Genomic DNA, 17,945 nt, shown 5'->3' with positions numbered 1-17,945 from the left:
AAAAGTTTTTTTAAATTTCCTCTTGTCACGTCGGAATAACTCCCTATAATGCGCCTCCACTGACACGGAACAACGGCACGCACGCCGCCGGGTCAGCAGAGAAAAGCAAAATAAACGCTTGACTCTGTAGCGGGAAAGCGTAATATGCACACCCCGCGCCGCAGCGAAAACGAAGCGGCACTGCTCTTTAACAATTTATCAGACAATCTGTGTGGGCACTCAAAGTGACATGGATTCTTAATGTCCTCGGACACTAAATGAATACCAAGTCTCAACGAGTGAACACGTAATTCATTACGAAGTTTAATTCATTGAGCATCAAACTTTTAAATTGAAGAGTTTGATCATGGCTCAGATTGAACGCTGGCGGCAGGCCTAACACATGCAAGTCGAGCGGTAGCACAGAGAGCTTGCTCTCGGGTGACGAGCGGCGGACGGGTGAGTAATGTCTGGGAAACTGCCTGATGGAGGGGGATAACTACTGGAAACGGTAGCTAATACCGCATAACGTCGCAAGACCAAAGAGGGGGACCTTCGGGCCTCTTGCCATCAGATGTGCCCAGATGGGATTAGCTAGTAGGTGGGGTAACGGCTCACCTAGGCGACGATCCCTAGCTGGTCTGAGAGGATGACCAGCCACACTGGAACTGAGACACGGTCCAGACTCCTACGGGAGGCAGCAGTGGGGAATATTGCACAATGGGCGCAAGCCTGATGCAGCCATGCCGCGTGTATGAAGAAGGCCTTCGGGTTGTAAAGTACTTTCAGCGGGGAGGAAGGTGCTGAGGTTAATAACCTCAGCAATTGACGTTACCCGCAGAAGAAGCACCGGCTAACTCCGTGCCAGCAGCCGCGGTAATACGGAGGGTGCAAGCGTTAATCGGAATTACTGGGCGTAAAGCGCACGCAGGCGGTCTGTCAAGTCGGATGTGAAATCCCCGGGCTCAACCTGGGAACTGCATTCGAAACTGGCAGGCTAGAGTCTTGTAGAGGGGGGTAGAATTCCAGGTGTAGCGGTGAAATGCGTAGAGATCTGGAGGAATACCGGTGGCGAAGGCGGCCCCCTGGACAAAGACTGACGCTCAGGTGCGAAAGCGTGGGGAGCAAACAGGATTAGATACCCTGGTAGTCCACGCCGTAAACGATGTCGACTTGGAGGTTGTGCCCTTGAGGCGTGGCTTCCGGAGCTAACGCGTTAAGTCGACCGCCTGGGGAGTACGGCCGCAAGGTTAAAACTCAAATGAATTGACGGGGGCCCGCACAAGCGGTGGAGCATGTGGTTTAATTCGATGCAACGCGAAGAACCTTACCTACTCTTGACATCCAGAGAACTTTCCAGAGATGGATTGGTGCCTTCGGGAACTCTGAGACAGGTGCTGCATGGCTGTCGTCAGCTCGTGTTGTGAAATGTTGGGTTAAGTCCCGCAACGAGCGCAACCCTTATCCTTTGTTGCCAGCGGTCCGGCCGGGAACTCAAAGGAGACTGCCAGTGATAAACTGGAGGAAGGTGGGGATGACGTCAAGTCATCATGGCCCTTACGAGTAGGGCTACACACGTGCTACAATGGCGCATACAAAGAGAAGCGACCTCGCGAGAGCAAGCGGACCTCATAAAGTGCGTCGTAGTCCGGATTGGAGTCTGCAACTCGACTCCATGAAGTCGGAATCGCTAGTAATCGTAGATCAGAATGCTACGGTGAATACGTTCCCGGGCCTTGTACACACCGCCCGTCACACCATGGGAGTGGGTTGCAAAAGAAGTAGGTAGCTTAACCTTCGGGAGGGCGCTTACCACTTTGTGATTCATGACTGGGGTGAAGTCGTAACAAGGTAACCGTAGGGGAACCTGCGGTTGGATCACCTCCTTACCTTAAAGAACCTGCCTTTGCAGTGCTCACACAGATTGTCTGATGAAAAGTAAATAGCAAGGCGTCTTGCGATTGAGACTTATACGTCCCCTTCGTCTAGAGGCCCAGGACACCGCCCTTTCACGGCGGTAACAGGGGTTCGAATCCCCTAGGGGACGCCACTTGCTGGTTCGTGAGTGAAAGTCACCTGCCGTCATATCTCAAAACTGACTTGCGAGTCATGTTTGAGATATTTGCTCTTTAAAAATCTGGATCAAGCTGAAAATTGAAACGACACACAGTTAATGTGTGTTCGAGTCTCTCAAATTTTCGCAAATCGATGATGAATCGAAAGAAACATCTTCGGGTTGTGAGGTTAAGCGACTAAGCGTACACGGTGGATGCCCTGGCAGTCAGAGGCGATGAAGGACGTGCTAATCTGCGAAAAGCGCCGGCGAGGTGATATGAACCTTTGACCCGGCGATGTCCGAATGGGGAAACCCAGTGTGATTCGTCACACTATCGTTAACTGAATACATAGGTTAACGAGGCGAACCGGGGGAACTGAAACATCTAAGTACCCCGAGGAAAAGAAATCAACCGAGATTCCCCCAGTAGCGGCGAGCGAACGGGGAGCAGCCCAGAGTCTGAATCAGCTTGTGTGTTAGTGGAACGGTCTGGAAAGTCCGGCGATACAGGGTGACAGCCCCGTACACGAAAATGCACAGGTTGTGAACTCGAAGAGTAGGGCGGGACACGTGGTATCCTGTCTGAATATGGGGGGACCATCCTCCAAGGCTAAATACTCCTGACTGACCGATAGTGAACCAGTACCGTGAGGGAAAGGCGAAAAGAACCCCGGCGAGGGGAGTGAAAAAGAACCTGAAACCGTGTACGTACAAGCAGTGGGAGCACCTTCGTGGTGTGACTGCGTACCTTTTGTATAATGGGTCAGCGACTTATATTCTGTAGCAAGGTTAACCGTATAGGGGAGCCGAAGGGAAACCGAGTCTTAACTGGGCGTTAAGTTGCAGGGTATAGACCCGAAACCCGGTGATCTAGCCATGGGCAGGTTGAAGGTTGGGTAACACTAACTGGAGGACCGAACCGACTAATGTTGAAAAATTAGCGGATGACTTGTGGCTGGGGGTGAAAGGCCAATCAAACCGGGAGATAGCTGGTTCTCCCCGAAAGCTATTTAGGTAGCGCCTCGTGAACTCATCTTCGGGGGTAGAGCACTGTTTCGGCTAGGGGGCCATCCCGGCTTACCAACCCGATGCAAACTACGAATACCGAAGAATGTTATCACGGGAGACACACGGCGGGTGCTAACGTCCGTCGTGAAGAGGGAAACAACCCAGACCGCCAGCTAAGGTCCCAAAGTCATGGTTAAGTGGGAAACGATGTGGGAAGGCACAGACAGCCAGGATGTTGGCTTAGAAGCAGCCATCATTTAAAGAAAGCGTAATAGCTCACTGGTCGAGTCGGCCTGCGCGGAAGATGTAACGGGGCTAAACCATGCACCGAAGCTGCGGCAGCGACGCTTATGCGTTGTTGGGTAGGGGAGCGTTCTGTAAGCCGTTGAAGGTGTCCTGTGAGGGATGCTGGAGGTATCAGAAGTGCGAATGCTGACATAAGTAACGATAATGCGGGTGAAAAGCCCGCACGCCGGAAGACCAAGGGTTCCTGTCCAACGTTAATCGGGGCAGGGTGAGTCGACCCCTAAGGCGAGGCCGAAAGGCGTAGTCGATGGGAAACAGGTTAATATTCCTGTACTTGGTGTTACTGCGAAGGGGGGACGGAGAAGGCTATGTTAGCCGGGCGACGGTTGTCCCGGTTTAAGCATGTAGGCGGAGGTTCCAGGTAAATCCGGTACCTTATTAACGCTGAGGTGTGATGACGAGGCACTACGGTGCTGAAGTAACAAATGCCCTGCTTCCAGGAAAAGCCTCTAAGCATCAGGTAACATCAAATCGTACCCCAAACCGACACAGGTGGTCAGGTAGAGAATACCAAGGCGCTTGAGAGAACTCGGGTGAAGGAACTAGGCAAAATGGTGCCGTAACTTCGGGAGAAGGCACGCTGATATGTAGGTGAAGCCCCTGCGGGTGGAGCTGAAATCAGTCGAAGATACCAGCTGGCTGCAACTGTTTATTAAAAACACAGCACTGTGCAAACACGAAAGTGGACGTATACGGTGTGACGCCTGCCCGGTGCCGGAAGGTTAATTGATGGGGTTAGCGGTAACGCGAAGCTCTTGATCGAAGCCCCGGTAAACGGCGGCCGTAACTATAACGGTCCTAAGGTAGCGAAATTCCTTGTCGGGTAAGTTCCGACCTGCACGAATGGCGTAATGATGGCCAGGCTGTCTCCACCCGAGACTCAGTGAAATTGAACTCGCTGTGAAGATGCAGTGTACCCGCGGCAAGACGGAAAGACCCCGTGAACCTTTACTATAGCTTGACACTGAACACTGGTCCTTGATGTGTAGGATAGGTGGGAGGCTTTGAAGCGTGGACGCCAGTCTGCGTGGAGCCGCCCTTGAAATACCACCCTTTAATGGCTGGTGTTCTAACGTAGACCCGTAATCCGGGTTGCGGACAGTGTCTGGTGGGTAGTTTGACTGGGGCGGTCTCCTCCCAAAGAGTAACGGAGGAGCACGAAGGTTAGCTAATCCTGGTCGGACATCAGGAGGTTAGTGCAATGGCATAAGCTAGCTTGACTGCGAGAGTGACGGCTCGAGCAGGTGCGAAAGCAGGTCATAGTGATCCGGTGGTTCTGAATGGAAGGGCCATCGCTCAACGGATAAAAGGTACTCCGGGGATAACAGGCTGATACCGCCCAAGAGTTCATATCGACGGCGGTGTTTGGCACCTCGATGTCGGCTCATCACATCCTGGGGCTGAAGTAGGTCCCAAGGGTATGGCTGTTCGCCATTTAAAGTGGTACGCGAGCTGGGTTTAGAACGTCGTGAGACAGTTCGGTCCCTATCTGCCGTGGGCGCTGGAGAATTGAGGGGGGCTGCTCCTAGTACGAGAGGACCGGAGTGGACGCATCACTGGTGTTCGGGTTGTCATGCCAATGGCACTGCCCGGTAGCTAAATGCGGAAGAGATAAGTGCTGAAAGCATCTAAGCACGAAACTTGCCCCGAGATGAGTTCTCCCTGACTCCTTGAGAGTCCTGAAGGAACGTTGAAGACTACGACGTTGATAGGTCGGGTGTGTAAGCGCAGCGATGCGTTGAGCTAACCGATACTAATGAACCGTGAGGCTTAACCTTACAACGCCGAAGCTGTTTCGGCGAAGAGAGACAGAAGATTTTCAGCCTTGATACAGATTAACAGAATTTGCCTGGCGGCTTTAGCGCGGTGGTCCCACCTGACCCCATGCCGAACTCAGAAGTGAAACGCCGTAGCGCCGATGGTAGTGTGGGGTCTCCCCATGTGAGAGTAGGGAACTGCCAGGCATCAAATAAGTAGAGAGGCCATCCGCAAGGATGGCCTTTTTGCGTTTCTACGGCGCACAAACAAATCCCCCAACTCCTTGCTTATACGGTAAACTACCTCCGTTTTTGCATCAGGATAGCGTCTATGAACCACTCCCTTAAACCCTGGAATACCTTTGGCATTCAACGGAATGCTAAACAAATTGTACGTGCCGATACTGCACAGCAGTTGCTGGATGCATGGCAAAGCGCAACAGAAAATAACGAACCCGTACTGATTCTGGGCGAAGGAAGTAATGTCCTGTTTCTCGACGATTTTGCCGGAACGGTGATCGTCAACCGCATCATGGGAATTGATGTGGAAGAGCGCGTTGATAGCTGGCATTTGCACGTAGGGGCCGGAGAAAATTGGCATCATCTGGTGCAATTTACCCTTGAGAAGGGGATGCCAGGCCTCGAAAATCTTGCACTGATCCCAGGTTGTGCTGGATCGTCACCCATTCAAAACATCGGTGCCTACGGCATCGAACTGAAACACGTCTGCGAATATGTCGATTGTATTGAACTGGCGACCGGAACGGCTCAGCGCTTGACGGCCAAACAGTGCCGTTTTGGCTACCGCGACAGTATTTTCAAACATGAATACCAGGATCGCTATGTGATTGTGGCCGTTGGTCTGCGTCTGGCGAAAAACTGGAAACCTATCCTCACCTATGGTGATTTAACACGTCTTGACCCAGCCACTGCAACTGCACGTGAGGTGTTTGAGTCTGTTTGCCATATGCGAATGACCAAACTTCCCGATCCAAAAGTGAATGGAAATGCCGGGAGTTTCTTCAAAAACCCAGTCATTAGTGGTGAAAATGCAAAAGTATTTCTCGCTGGATGGCCTGCTGCACCACATTATCCGCAAGCTGATGGCAGCGTGAAGCTGGCAGCGGGCTGGCTCATCGATCAGTGCCAGTTAAAAGGTGCCACGAAGGGCGGGGCTGCAGTGCATCGTCAGCAGGCCCTGGTTCTGATTAACCAGGGCAATGCGACCGGCAGCGATGTTGTGCAGCTGGCACACCATGTCCGTCAGTGCGTGGGCGAAAAATTTAACGTCTGGCTGGAGCCAGAAGTTCGCTTCATTGGCCGCACAGGTGAAGTGAATGCCGTGGAGACCATTGCGTGAAGGATAATACCATCCCGTTAACACTGATTGGCATTCTTGCCGACGGTGAGTTTCATTCTGGCGAGCAGTTGGGTGAGCAACTCGGCATGAGCCGTGCCGCCATTAACAAACACATCCAGACCCTCCGTGACTGGGGTGTGGATGTCTTCACGGTTCCCGGAAAAGGATATAGCCTGCCGGAGCCAATCCAATTGCTGAATGAAGAAGCGATCCGTAACCAGATTGGATATGGCAATGTTGCGGTGCTGCCAGTGATTGATTCGACGAACCAGTATCTTCTGGATCGTCTGCCTGAGATGAAATCCGGAGATGCCTGTGTTGCGGAGTATCAGCAGGCTGGTCGTGGTCGTCGTGGCCGCAAATGGTTCTCGCCATTTGGTGCCAATCTCTATCTGTCCATGTACTGGCGTCTTGAGCAGGGGCCTGCTGCCGCTATTGGCCTGAGTCTGGTTATTGGCATTGTCATGGCAGAAGTTCTGCACGATCTGGGTGCTGATAAAGTGCGCGTTAAATGGCCTAATGATCTGTATCTGAACGATCGTAAGCTTGCAGGTATCCTGGTCGAACTGACAGGAAAAACAGGCGATGCGGCGCAAATCGTTATTGGTGCAGGCCTCAACATGGTGATGCGCAATGTACAAAATGATGTGGTGAATCAGGCCTGGACTAATCTTCAGGAAGCGGGGATCGTCATCGATCGTAACACCCTCGCCGTGCGTATGATTAAGGAATTGCGCAGCTCACTCATCCTCTTTGAACAGGAGGGACTGGCACCCTTCCTGTCTCGTTGGGAAAAGCTGGATAATTTTATCAACCGCCCGGTGAAATTACTGATTGGTGATAAAGAGATCTACGGAACATCCCGTGGCATTGACGCACAGGGGGCGTTGCTCCTGGAGCAGGATGGTGTGATCAAGCCGTGGGTGGGCGGTGAAATTTCACTGCGAAGTGCTGAACAACCGGAATGAGTTAATTATGCGAAAACCCGTCTGCGCTACGCTAGCTGTGATGATGAGTTTGCTCTTCTCTCCTCTCTCTCAGGCGAGTCAGGCCTGGGAAAGTTATAAGGCACGCTTTTTCAAACCGGAAGGTCGCATTGTCGATACCGGCAATGGTGACGTTTCGCATACGGAAGGCCAGGGTTTCGCCATGCTGATGGCGGTGGCCAACAACGATAAACCCACGTTCGATAAGCTCTGGCAATGGACAGACAGTCAGCTTAAAAACAAAGAGAACGGCCTGTTTTACTGGCGTTATAACCCCGCAGAATCCAACCCGGTCACCGACAAGAACAATGCCTCAGATGGCGATGTGCTGATTGCCTGGGCACTGTTAAAAGCCGACGCGCGCTGGCATGACAAACGCTATAGCGCTGCATCGGATGCAATTACAAAAGCACTGATTAATCACAACGTGATCCGCTATGCGGGTTATCGGGTCATGTTGCCCGGTGTGCAGGGGTTTAAACTTGACGGTAACGTGATACTGAACCCTTCCTATTTCGTGTTTCCGGCGTGGCAGGCCTTTGCCGGGCGCAGTCATTTACCGGTCTGGCGTGAATTAATTAAAGATGGAGAACGCCTGCTGGGGAAAATGGGCTCGGGTAAAGCGAATCTGCCACCTGACTGGGTCTCTCTGGCGTCGGGTGGCAAGCTGACTCCCGCCAAAGGTTGGGCTCCGAGGATGAGCTACGATGCGATTCGTATTCCGCTGTATGTGGCCTGGGCTGATAAGCAAAGCCCATTGCTGACGCCGTGGCGAGTCTGGTTCGGTCAATTTCCCCGGGAACAAACTCCCGCCTGGGTTAACGTCACCACTAACGAGTATGCACCCTACATGATGGAAGGGGGCCTGCTGGCAGTACGTGATTTAACGATGGGACAGTCTTCCACAGAACCCGAAATCACCTCAAATGATGATTACTATTCAGCAAGCCTGAAGATGCTGGTGTGGATCGCCCAACAATAATCTGAGCATTCCCTCTCCCACAGGGAGAGGGAAACAATGCCATTTTACTGCGGATAAGGTACCCAATCACCGCCGTTCAGGCGAACGTAAGGTTTGTTCTGGTACTGAATCACCACTGCGTTGGCGTTCTCAGAGACTTCTGCCGTTTGCGGCAGATTGCTGGTGAGCTGATCCCAGTTCACGCTGTCTTCAACAAACAGCTTCCCGTCAACGGCACGGGCAACCAGCTCGGAGATCGCCAGATAGCTGGTTGGCTGGGTGATTTCAATCGGTGCGCTCTGATGCGGAGCCTTCATACCAAAGAATTTAATACCTGCAGGCACGTTGGTAATGGACGGGCTTGGGATATCACGCAGACCTGACACCTGCATCCTGTCGCCTTTCAGCGCGCCACCGTGTTCAGGTACCACAACCACCATCACTTTACGGCCTGATTTTTCCAGCTCCGTAAAGAATGCGTCCAGCTCGTCGAAGAGTTTCTGCGCACGCACCTTATAGTCTGCCGTTTTGCTCACGCCCGGGAAATGGTTACCGTCGTGAAGCGGCAGGGTGTTAAAGAATGTCGCACTGCGAGGATTATTATCCTTTTCGATGGTCTGCAGCCAGCGTTGCAGCACGGCGGTATCGTCATAAACAGGTGAACCGTCGAAGCCCAACAGAGAAACCGGCAGACCCGTTTGATCCATCAGCGGAGCCTGCATTCCCCCTTCCTGACGTACCTCTTTCAGGAAATCACCAAACACACCGTTATGACCCAGCATCAGATGCTGTGTAAAGCCCAGTTTTGCCAGGTTATCGAACAGATAGCACTGGTTTCCGGCCGGTTGATACAGGTTTTTATGTGATGGCTGGCCGCAGCTTGCGCGCAGCAGACGAATTGCCGCCGGGCCGCTGTACGAGGTTGCAGAGTTGAAATCTTTAAACTGAATGTCGAAATGTGACCACAGCGGATGCGACATCAAACCTGCAGCATCCACATCTGCCCAGGAGAGTGAACAGATGTTGATCACCAGCAGTTCAAAGGGCTGAGCATCTGCCGGTAGCGCATCCGGGAACTTAGTCTGTCGCTTATCTTCCGCGGTATAGAAGCTGGAAAGCCAGGCGTTCAGGTTAGTGGAGGTCGGTGGTGCGGTCTGAGTAGGGATATCTCCCACCACAGGCGTCTCGCTCGCCGTCGCGACGGTTGCCGCCGCACTGCCGCCGGTGGTGGTGACGGTTGTTGTCGGTTGACCCGCAGGCCACAGAGAAAAACCGGGGCCTGCAAGCGTCAGCACGTTAAGCCAGATCATAATGGCGACGACAAACACCGTGACGCGGATCCACTGTGACAGAAATAGCCATGCAACCAGCAGCACAAAGACGGCACCAATCATCTGCCAGTTAATAAAGCGCTCGGTCAGGTCAAGGACATAGCTGGCGCTAAACCCGGCCACCTGCGATCCCTGGCTCATAATGCTGTCTGGCCCCGGTAGCCAGGTATCATGCCAGAACAGTGCAAAGCCGACAGGAATGGCCACCCAGTGGCGTAAGCGATGCAGCCTGATATTTGGCAGAGGCATCAGCAGGAAGGCCATAAACACCAGGTTGAGAAGAGGATGGAAATTCAGATAGCCTGCCCACAGCAGACCAAACTTCACCAGAAAGTAGAAGTTCCAGCCAGAAAGGCCGCGCCAGTATTGCCACAGTGGCGAGGGTGACGAAGCGGTATAGGTAGAATTAGTCATGTTTTCGGTCTGCCTTGACGTGTGATGCCCGTGTCAGTGTTCCGGCTGGTTTTACATAGCGAGGTTTTACAAACAGTATTCTGGCCGTATCGCGGATACGACGCAGTGAATGGCGCGCGTAGTAGCCAAGCGGGAAAAAGATCAGCGCGCAGAATACGACCAGTTGAATGATATCGCTGATACTCATGATGGTGCGTTCTCCCCATTCTCAGTTAATAAGCGAAGGGGTTCCGGAACCCGACGCCAGACGTGTCCATCATGTCTGGCATTGAGAATCGGTTTAACCTCACTCTTGATAACGAGCGGTTTAACCCATTGTTCAGGCTTGAGGGCTCGCATCTGCACCAGCTCTGCACTGATAGAGTTATCTTCGAACCAGATCATACGGTTAGAGAAAATATCCCCGGTTGGCAGGGGGAAGATGTGGTTAAGCGCGGTATCAAGATCGTTTACCCGACAGAAGGATAAAAACAGTACCAGACGATTGTCGCCAATGGTCATGATGTCCCCAGTGCGGTTCGGGCGGCATAACGTGAGAGCCTGTTCAACGCGAATACCAGGTACAGGGCGCAGGGCAACCATGACCCCTTTTCCGTCTGCCGGAAGCAGCGTGTTATTCATCATGTTGCTGACGGCGTCGCAGAAAGTATCCCATTTTTGGTATCCACGCAGTTTCATCGGCTGCGTCATTGAGAGCAATGTGGCTACATCTTCCGGGACATGGCGGCTGAACTGCTGGCCCTGAACGCTTTCGATAAGCGTCAGGCAGCGGGACAACGGCGCATTCCATGGAATGACCATATTGGCACCGCAGCCCAAAAGCAGACGCTCATCTGTGGCGCGCAGGCTGGTATTGTTTTCACGCACGATTATTTTTAATGCGCTTCCGCGCTGGCGGCGTAAGGTGTGGATTTGCCTGGCCAGCGTCTCAATCTGGTTATTCTGCATCAACGAGAACACAATCGTTGCTGCCTGCGTTGTGCGGGCTTCATGAAAAAGCGCTTCGTTAGATTCAAACAGTGACCAGTTTTCTGACAGAGCAGGTGCTCCCTCTAAAACCGCAATATGGCTCAAAATACGTTTTTCATCACTACGTGGTTGCACCACGGTTTCTTCCTGCTTTGCCAGGTGCCACTTACCCTCGATATGTTTAAGGGTCAGCTGTTGCCTGGCGCTCACGCCTTTTTCAGGTAATGGTGCCAACTTACTGATTTAGTGTATGATGGTGTTTTTGAGGTGCTCCAGTGGCTTCTGTTTCTATCAGCTGTCCCTCCTGTTCAGCTACTGAAGGCGTGGTGCGTAACGGTAAAAGTACTGCCGGACATCAGCGCTATCTCTGCTCTCACTGCCGTAAAACATGGCAGCTACAGTTCACTTACACCGCTTCTCAACCCGGTACGCATCAGAAAATCATTGATATGGCCATGAATGGCGTCGGATGTCGCGCCAGTGCACGCATTATGGGCGTTGGCCTCAACACGATTTTACGACACTTAAAAAACTCAGGCCGCAGTCGGTAAACTCACGCATACAACCGGGCAGTGACGTCATTGTTTGCGCGGAAATGGACGAACAGTGGGGTTACGTCGGCGCTAAATCACGCCAGCGCTGGTTGTTTTACGCGTATGACAGGATACGGAGGACGGTTGTGGCGCACGTATTCGGTGAACGCACGTTGGCCACGCTGGAGCGTCTTCTGGGCCTGCTGTCGGCCTTTGAGGTCGTGGTATGGATGACGGATGGCTGGCCGCTGTATGAATCACGCCTGAAGGGAGAACTGCACGTTATCAGCAAGCGATATACGCAGCGCATTGAGCGGCATAACCTGAATCTGAGGCAGCATCTGGCAAGGCTGGGCAGGAAGTCACTGTCGTTCTCAAAATCGGTGGAGCTGCATGACAAAGTCATCGGGCATTATCTGAACATAAAACACTATCAGTAAGTTGGAGTCATTACCAATTTGCCCATCAACAATAAGGGAGCCATTGATGGCCATACTCGGATTACAAGGCATCCGTGGCGGGGTGGGTACCACATCCGTGACTGCGGCGCTGGCGTGGTCATTACAGCTTTTAGGTGAGTCGGTGCTGGTTATTGACGCCTGCGCCGATAATTTGCTGCGTATGTCGTTTAACGTCGACTTTACACGTGAGGAGGGGTGGGCCCGCGCGCTGCTCGATGATAAAGACTGGCGGGATGCGGGTATGCGTTATACCTCCCAGCTTGATTTACTACCTTTTGGTCAATTGACCACTGCGGAACGCGAAAATGAGGCAGCTTATCAGCGTCTTTTTTCGCAATTCACGCTTGCGCTGCAGAGCCTGAAAGAAAAAGGGCACTATAAATGGATCCTGCTGGATCTGCCGCATGGCTCCGGCACGCTGACCCGACAGCTTATCGCGCAGTGCGATCATGTCCTCTCGATCGTGAACGTCGATGCGAATTGCCATATCCGTTTGCATCAGCAAGGGCTGCCTCAGAATGGACATATTCTGATTAACGATTTACGCATTGGCAGCCAGATCCAGGACGATCTGTATCAGGTGTGGCTGCAAAGCCAGCGCCGCTTGCTTCCGATTGTCATCCATCGTGATGAGGGAATGGCGGAATGCCTTGCCTCTAAGCAACCGCTCGGGGAATACCGCAGCGATTCACTGGCGGCAGAAGAAATTCTGACACTGGCTAACTGGTGTCTGCTGAACTTCGCCAACGCGGCGGAGCCTGCGGGGAGTTCGGTATGAGTCGTCTCGCCAGCTGGTTACTCATCCCGCCGGTCAGTTCGCGTTTGAGCGAACATTACCGGCATTTTCGTCGGCATGGTGCTTCGCCATTTAGCGCCGCGCTCGGCTGTTTCTGGATGATTCTGGCCTGGATGTTCATTCCACTCGAACACCCGCGCTGGCAGCGCATACGTGCACGGCACAGTGAGTTATACCCGCATATTAACCCAGACCGGCCACGGCCTTTGGATCCGGCGCGATATCTTATTCAGGCCATCTGGCTGGTGGCAACGTCCCCCCGGTCGGAGAAAAAAGTGCCGCACTGGCGCAGCTTCTCTCGCGTTCAGCAGTTACGTGAGCGGTACCATCAGTGGCTGGATAGATTGCCCGATAGCGTTACCGATAAGACCAGCCATCTGGACAACCATAAAGAGCTCGGGCATCTCCACCCGGGCTTGCGGCGTTTTATTCTCGGCGTGATCGTCGTCTTCTCGCTCATCCTGGCGCTGGTCTGTATTACGCAACCCTTTAACCCGCTGGCACAGTTCACCTTCCTGATCCTGCTGTGGGGCGTGGCATTGCTGGTTCGCCGTATTCCGGGGCGTTTCTCAGCCCTGATGCTGATTGTATTGTCGTTGACCGTCTCCTGCCGCTATATCTGGTGGCGTTATACCTCAACGTTGAACTGGGACGATCCGGTCAGCCTGGTGTGCGGCCTGGTTCTGCTGTTTGCAGAAACCTACGCGTGGATTGTACTGGTGCTGGGCTATTTCCAGGTGATCTGGCCGCTCAACCGCCAGCCGGTTCCGCTGCCAAAAGATACCGCGCAGTGGCCGTCGGTTGATCTCTTTGTGCCCACCTACAACGAAGATCTGAGCGTGGTGAAAAACACCATTTATGCCGCGCTGGGTATCGACTGGCCAAAAGATAAACTCAAAGTCTGGATCCTCGACGACGGCAACCGTCCGGCGTTCCGCCAGTTTGCGGAAGAGGTGGGCGTCGAGTACATCGCCCGTCCAACTCACGAGCATGCTAAAGCCGGGAACATCAACAACGCGCTGAAGTATGCCACTGGCGAGTTTGTCTCGATCTTTGACTGCGACCACGTACCGACGCGCTCGTTCCTGCAGATGACCATGGGCTGGTTCCTGAAAGAGAAAGAGCTGGCGATGATGCAGACGCCGCACCACTTCTTCTCGCCAGATCCGTTTGAACGTAACCTCGGCCGTTTCCGTAAAACCCCGAACGAAGGCACGCTGTTCTATGGCCTGGTACAGGACGGGAACGACATGTGGGATGCCACCTTCTTCTGCGGCTCCTGTGCGGTTATCCGCCGCAAACCGCTGGATGAAATTGGGGGTATTGCGGTTGAAACGGTCACCGAAGATGCGCATACCTCGCTGCGTCTGCACCGTCGTGGTTATACCTCTGCCTATATGCGTATTCCACAGGCTGCCGGTCTGGCAACGGAGTCGCTGTCGGCGCACATTGGCCAGCGTATTCGCTGGGCACGCGGCATGGTGCAAATATTCCGTCTCGATAACCCACTGATTGGGAAAGGGCTCAAGCTGGCGCAGCGTCTCTGCTACGTCAACGCCATGTTCCACTTCTTGTCCGGTATCCCGCGGCTGATCTTCCTGACTGCGCCACTGGCCTTCCTGCTTCTTCACGCTTACATCATCTACGCCCCGGCGCTGATGATTGCGCTGTTTGTTTTGCCGCACATGATCCACGCGAGCCTGACGAACTCGAAGATTCAGGGTAAATACCGCCATTCATTCTGGAGTGAAATCTACGAAACGGTGCTGGCCTGGTATATCGCCCCGCCAACGATGGTGGCGCTGATTAACCCGCACAAAGGTAAATTTAACGTCACCGCGAAGGGTGGTCTGGTGGAAGAGGAATACGTCGACTGGGTGATCTCTCGTCCGTATATCTTCCTGGTTTTGCTGAACATCGTTGGCGTTATCGCGGGTATCTGGCGCTACTTCTATGGCCCGGAAAACGAGATCCTGACCGTGTTTGTGAGTATGGCATGGGTGTTCTACAACCTGATTATCCTCGGTGGCGCAGTTGCCGTGTCGGTAGAGAGCAAGCAGGTACGTCGTGCGCATCGTGTTGAAATCTGTATGCCTGCAGCGCTTGCCCGTGAAGATGGACATCTCTTCTCCTGTACCGTGCACGACTTCTCTGACGGTGGTCTTGGGATCAAAATCAACGGTCAGGCGAAAGTGCTGGAAGGGCAAAAAGTTAACCTGCTGCTTAAACGCGGCCAGCAGGAGTATGTCTTCCCGACGCAAGTTGTTCGTGTGGCCGGGGATGAAGTCGGTCTGCAGCTGATGCCGTTGACCAAAAAGCAGCATATTGATTTTGTGCAGTGTACGTTTGCCCGCGCGGATACGTGGGCTCTCTGGCAGGACAGCTTCCCGGAAGATAAACCTCTGGAAAGCCTGCTGGATATTCTGAAGCTGGGGTTCCGTGGCTATCGTCACCTTGCAGAATTTGCCCCGTCGTCGGTGAAAATAATTTTCCGGTCACTTACTTCGCTGGTTTCCTGGGTCGTGTCGTTCATTCCTCGTCGTCCTGAGCGGGATGAGGCGAAGCAGGCGGACCCGGTTATGGCTCAACAATGATGATAACGCGATGAAAACAAAACTTTCCTGGTTATGTGCAGTGGCAATGGGGATGAGTGCAATCCCCGCAACAATGGCTAATGCAGCTCCTGATAACGCAGCGGCAACGCCTGCGCCAACGGTGCCTGTCGTCGCGCAAGCAACCGATGCGGTTGTCACTGCGGCACCCGGTCAAACAGAAAACATCACTCCGAACCAGCCAACGGAGGGGAACACCCTGCCGGCAGACAGCCAGGTCATCGGGCAGGTGATGCCGGGCGTCCGGGGAGCGAATGCGCCCGTTGTCGCGGACAATGCCCCGTCACGTGACGTGAAGCTGACCTTTGCGCAAATTGCGCCCCCTCCAGGAAGTATGGTGCTGCGCGGCATCAACCCTAACGGCGGTATTGAATTTGGTATGCGCAGCGATGAGGTCATCTCTAATGCGGTGCTGAACCTGGAATACACCCCATCGCCGTCGCTGTTGCCGGTGCAGTCTCAGCTGAAGGTTTACCTGAATGATGAGCTGATGGACGTTCTGCCCGTCACGAAAGAGCAACTGGGTAAAAAAACACAGGCTCAGGTGCCGATCAATCCGCTGTTTATCACCGACTTTAACCGTATCCGTCTGGAGTTTGTCGGTCATTACCGTGATGTCTGTGAAAACCCGGCCAGCAACACGCTGTGGATGGATGTGGGACGCAACTCCTCGCTGCAGATGACCTACCAGTCACTGGCGCTGAAAAACGATCTCTCAGCGTTCCCCATTCCGTTCTTTGACCCGCGCGACAACCGTCCGCTAACCCTGCCGATGGTCTTTGCCTCTTCCCCGGATGTGACCGAGCAACTCGCGGCCACGATTGTGGCATCCTGGTTTGGTTCGCGTTCCGGCTGGCGCGGGCAGAGCTTCCCGGTGATGTACGATAAAATGCCGGACAGAAACGCGATCGTCTTTGCGACCAATGCCAAACGACCCGCTTTCCTGCGCGAGCATCCAGACGTCAAAGCGCCAACCATTGAAATGGTAAGCCACCCGGATAACCCGTACGTGAAGCTGCTGGTGGTCTTTGGTCGTGATGATAAAGATCTGGTACAGGCTGCAAAAGCGATTGCCCAGGGCAATGTCCTGTTCCGCGGTAGCAGTGTTGTTGTGGATGAAGTTAAACCACTGCTGGCGCGTAAACCTTATGATGCGCCAAATTGGGTACGTACCGACCGCGCAGTGACGTTTGGTGAGCTGAAAACGTATGAAGAACAGCTGCAGGCGACCGGGCTTGAGCCTGCGCCAATTAGCCTGTCACTGAATCTGCCGCCAGATCTGTACCTGCTGCGTACCAACGGGATTGATATCAATCTGAACTACCGTTACACCGCGCCGGTAACGAAAGATAGCTCGCGCATGGACATCAGCCTGAACAACCAGTTCCTGCAATCGTTCAGCCTGCAAAGCACGCAGGATACAAACCGACTGATGCTTCGTCTGCCGGTATTGCAGGGGCTGCTGGACGGTAAAACGGATGTCTCTATCCCGGCGCTGAAGCTGGGTGCGGTAAACCAGCTGCGCTTTGATTTCCAGTACATGAACCCGATGCCTGGTGGTTCGATAGATAACTGCGTGACCTTCCAGCCTGTACAGAACCACGTTGTGATTGGTGATGAGTCGACCATCGACTTCTCGAAGTATTATCACTTCCTGGCGATGCCGGATCTGCGTGCATTTGCTAATGCGGGCTTCCCGTTCAGCCGTATGGCCGATCTCTCTGAATCCATTGTCGTTATGCCAAAAGCGCCAAATGAAGGGCAGGTGACAACGCTGCTGGATACCATGGCGACCGTCGGCGCACAGACGGGCTTACCGGCAATTAACGTCACGTTGACTGATGATGGTAGCCAGATCCAAAACAAAGATGCTGACATCATGCTGATCGGTACCATCCCGGATAAGCTGAAGGATGACAAACGTATCGATCTGCTGGTGAAAGCGGCTCAGTCGTGGGTTAACACCCCGATGCGCCAGACCGAGTTCCCGAGCATCATGCCGGATGTTAACGATCGCCAGGCCAGCGTGCAGACGGCCGTAACGTCTCAGGGAGCCATGGCTGCAGTGGTGGGCTTCCAGTCACCTTACAACGAGCAGCGTAGCGTTGTGGCTCTCCTCGCGGACAGCCCGCGTGGGTATGAACTGCTCAATACCGCGATGAACGACAGCGGTAAACGTGCCGCGATGTTTGGTTCGGTATCGGTAATACGTGAGTCTGGCGTCAATAGCCTGCGCGTAGGTGATGTGTATTACGTCGGTCATCTGCCATGGTTCGAACGTCTGTGGTATGCGCTGGCTAACCATCCGGTTCTGCTCGCCATCCTGGCCGCGGTCAGTGTGGTTCTGCTGGCGTGGGTGCTGTGGCGTCTGCTGCGTATCATTAGCCGTCGTCGCCTGAACCCGGATGAGTAAGAT

At 53.6% G+C, this 17,945-nt stretch carries 9 protein-coding genes, 1 tRNA gene, 3 rRNA genes and 1 pseudogene; 11 read left to right on the top strand and 3 right to left on the bottom strand.

From position 1 onward, the window contains the following. Positions 1–328 precede the first annotated feature (328 nt). The 7 genes from LCD46_21595 to LCD46_21565 all read left to right on the top strand — a co-directional run bounded on the left by LCD46_21595 (position 329) and on the right by LCD46_21565 (position 8,434). Positions 329–1,868 (top strand): 16S ribosomal RNA (locus LCD46_21595). 85 nt (positions 1,869–1,953) lie between these two features. Continuing rightward, positions 1,954–2,029, top strand: a tRNA-Glu gene (locus LCD46_21590). A gap of 192 nt (positions 2,030–2,221) precedes the next feature. Further along, positions 2,222–5,127: ribosomal RNA gene (locus tag LCD46_21585) — 23S ribosomal RNA — on the top strand. 70 nt (positions 5,128–5,197) lie between these two features. Then, positions 5,198–5,313: ribosomal RNA gene (rrf, locus tag LCD46_21580) — 5S ribosomal RNA — on the top strand. The 16S, 23S and 5S rRNA genes sit together here with 1 tRNA gene alongside, the layout of an rRNA operon. 124 nt (positions 5,314–5,437) lie before the next feature. Next, positions 5,438–6,466: a UDP-N-acetylmuramate dehydrogenase gene (murB, locus tag LCD46_21575; GenBank protein UOY70577.1), complete on the top strand. Its 1,029-nt coding sequence runs from the start codon at positions 5,438–5,440 to the stop codon at positions 6,464–6,466. Next, positions 6,463–7,434, top strand: a complete 972-nt coding sequence (birA, locus tag LCD46_21570) for a bifunctional biotin--[acetyl-CoA-carboxylase] ligase/biotin operon repressor BirA (GenBank protein UOY70576.1) — start codon at positions 6,463–6,465, stop codon at positions 7,432–7,434. The genes murB and birA overlap by 4 nt, the downstream gene beginning before the upstream one ends. A gap of 7 nt (positions 7,435–7,441) precedes the next feature. Further along, positions 7,442–8,434: an endoglucanase gene (locus LCD46_21565; protein UOY70575.1), complete on the top strand. Its 993-nt coding sequence runs from the start codon at positions 7,442–7,444 to the stop codon at positions 8,432–8,434. A gap of 44 nt (positions 8,435–8,478) precedes the next feature. Here LCD46_21565 and bcsG read toward each other — a convergent pair whose 3' ends face one another. From bcsG to bcsE, 3 genes and pseudogenes are all read right to left on the bottom strand, one after another. Next, positions 8,479–10,158 carry a cellulose biosynthesis protein BcsG gene (gene bcsG / locus LCD46_21560; GenBank protein ID UOY70574.1) on the bottom strand — a complete coding sequence of 560 codons (1,680 nt, stop codon included), beginning with the start codon at positions 10,156–10,158 and terminating at the stop codon, positions 8,479–8,481. Beyond that, positions 10,151–10,348, bottom strand: a complete 198-nt coding sequence (bcsF, locus tag LCD46_21555) for a cellulose biosynthesis protein BcsF (GenBank protein UOY73027.1) — start codon at positions 10,346–10,348, stop codon at positions 10,151–10,153. Before bcsF ends, bcsG begins: the two co-directional genes overlap by 8 nt. After that, a pseudogene (gene bcsE, locus LCD46_21550) lies at positions 10,342–11,346 on the bottom strand (cellulose biosynthesis protein BcsE). Before bcsE ends, bcsF begins: the two are co-directional and overlap by 7 nt. A 56-nt stretch (positions 11,347–11,402) precedes the next feature. Here bcsE and LCD46_21545 point away from each other — a divergent pair. The 4 genes from LCD46_21545 to bcsB all read left to right on the top strand — a co-directional run bounded on the left by LCD46_21545 (position 11,403) and on the right by bcsB (position 17,942). Then, positions 11,403–12,100 (top strand): IS1 family transposase gene (locus LCD46_21545; GenBank protein ID UOY70573.1). Its coding sequence is split into 2 segments (ribosomal slippage): positions 11,403–11,652 and positions 11,652–12,100, totalling 699 coding nucleotides; the frame shifts between segments, so codons are not numbered across the junction. Between the two features lie 46 nt (positions 12,101–12,146). Next, a complete protein-coding gene (gene bcsQ, locus LCD46_21540; GenBank protein UOY70572.1) occupies positions 12,147–12,899 on the top strand; it encodes a cellulose biosynthesis protein BcsQ in 753 nt (250 codons plus the stop codon). Next, positions 12,896–15,511 (top strand): UDP-forming cellulose synthase catalytic subunit, encoded by a 2,616-nt coding sequence (gene bcsA / locus LCD46_21535; GenBank protein ID UOY70571.1) that lies wholly within the window; start codon positions 12,896–12,898, stop codon positions 15,509–15,511. Before bcsQ ends, bcsA begins: the two co-directional genes overlap by 4 nt. Positions 15,512–15,521: 10 nt before the next feature. Next, positions 15,522–17,942, top strand: coding sequence for a cellulose biosynthesis cyclic di-GMP-binding regulatory protein BcsB (gene bcsB, locus LCD46_21530; protein UOY70570.1), 2,421 nt, complete (start codon positions 15,522–15,524; stop codon positions 17,940–17,942). Positions 17,943–17,945 lie beyond the last annotated feature (3 nt).

Origin of the sequence: Enterobacter ludwigii, from assembly GCA_023023105.1 — a bacterium.
In the GTDB taxonomy this organism is placed as follows: domain Bacteria; phylum Pseudomonadota; class Gammaproteobacteria; order Enterobacterales; family Enterobacteriaceae; genus Enterobacter; species Enterobacter adelaidei.
The sequence above is the reverse complement of the archived record's forward strand: the minus strand, read 5'-3'. Positions and strand labels throughout refer to the sequence as shown.

Bases quoted from the DNA above. Each gene is read 5' to 3' on its own strand.
- LCD46_21565 (UOY70575.1), top strand. From the start codon at position 7,442: ATGCGAAAACCCGTCTGCGCTACGCTAGCTGTGATGATGAGTTTGCTC.
- bcsG (UOY70574.1), bottom strand. From the start codon at position 10,158: ATGACTAATTCTACCTATACCGCTTCGTCACCCTCGCCACTGTGGCAA.
- murB (UOY70577.1), top strand. From the start codon at position 5,438: ATGAACCACTCCCTTAAACCCTGGAATACCTTTGGCATTCAACGGAAT.
- bcsB (UOY70570.1), top strand. From the start codon at position 15,522: ATGAAAACAAAACTTTCCTGGTTATGTGCAGTGGCAATGGGGATGAGT.
- bcsQ (UOY70572.1), top strand. From the start codon at position 12,147: ATGGCCATACTCGGATTACAAGGCATCCGTGGCGGGGTGGGTACCACA.
- bcsA (UOY70571.1), top strand. From the start codon at position 12,896: ATGAGTCGTCTCGCCAGCTGGTTACTCATCCCGCCGGTCAGTTCGCGT.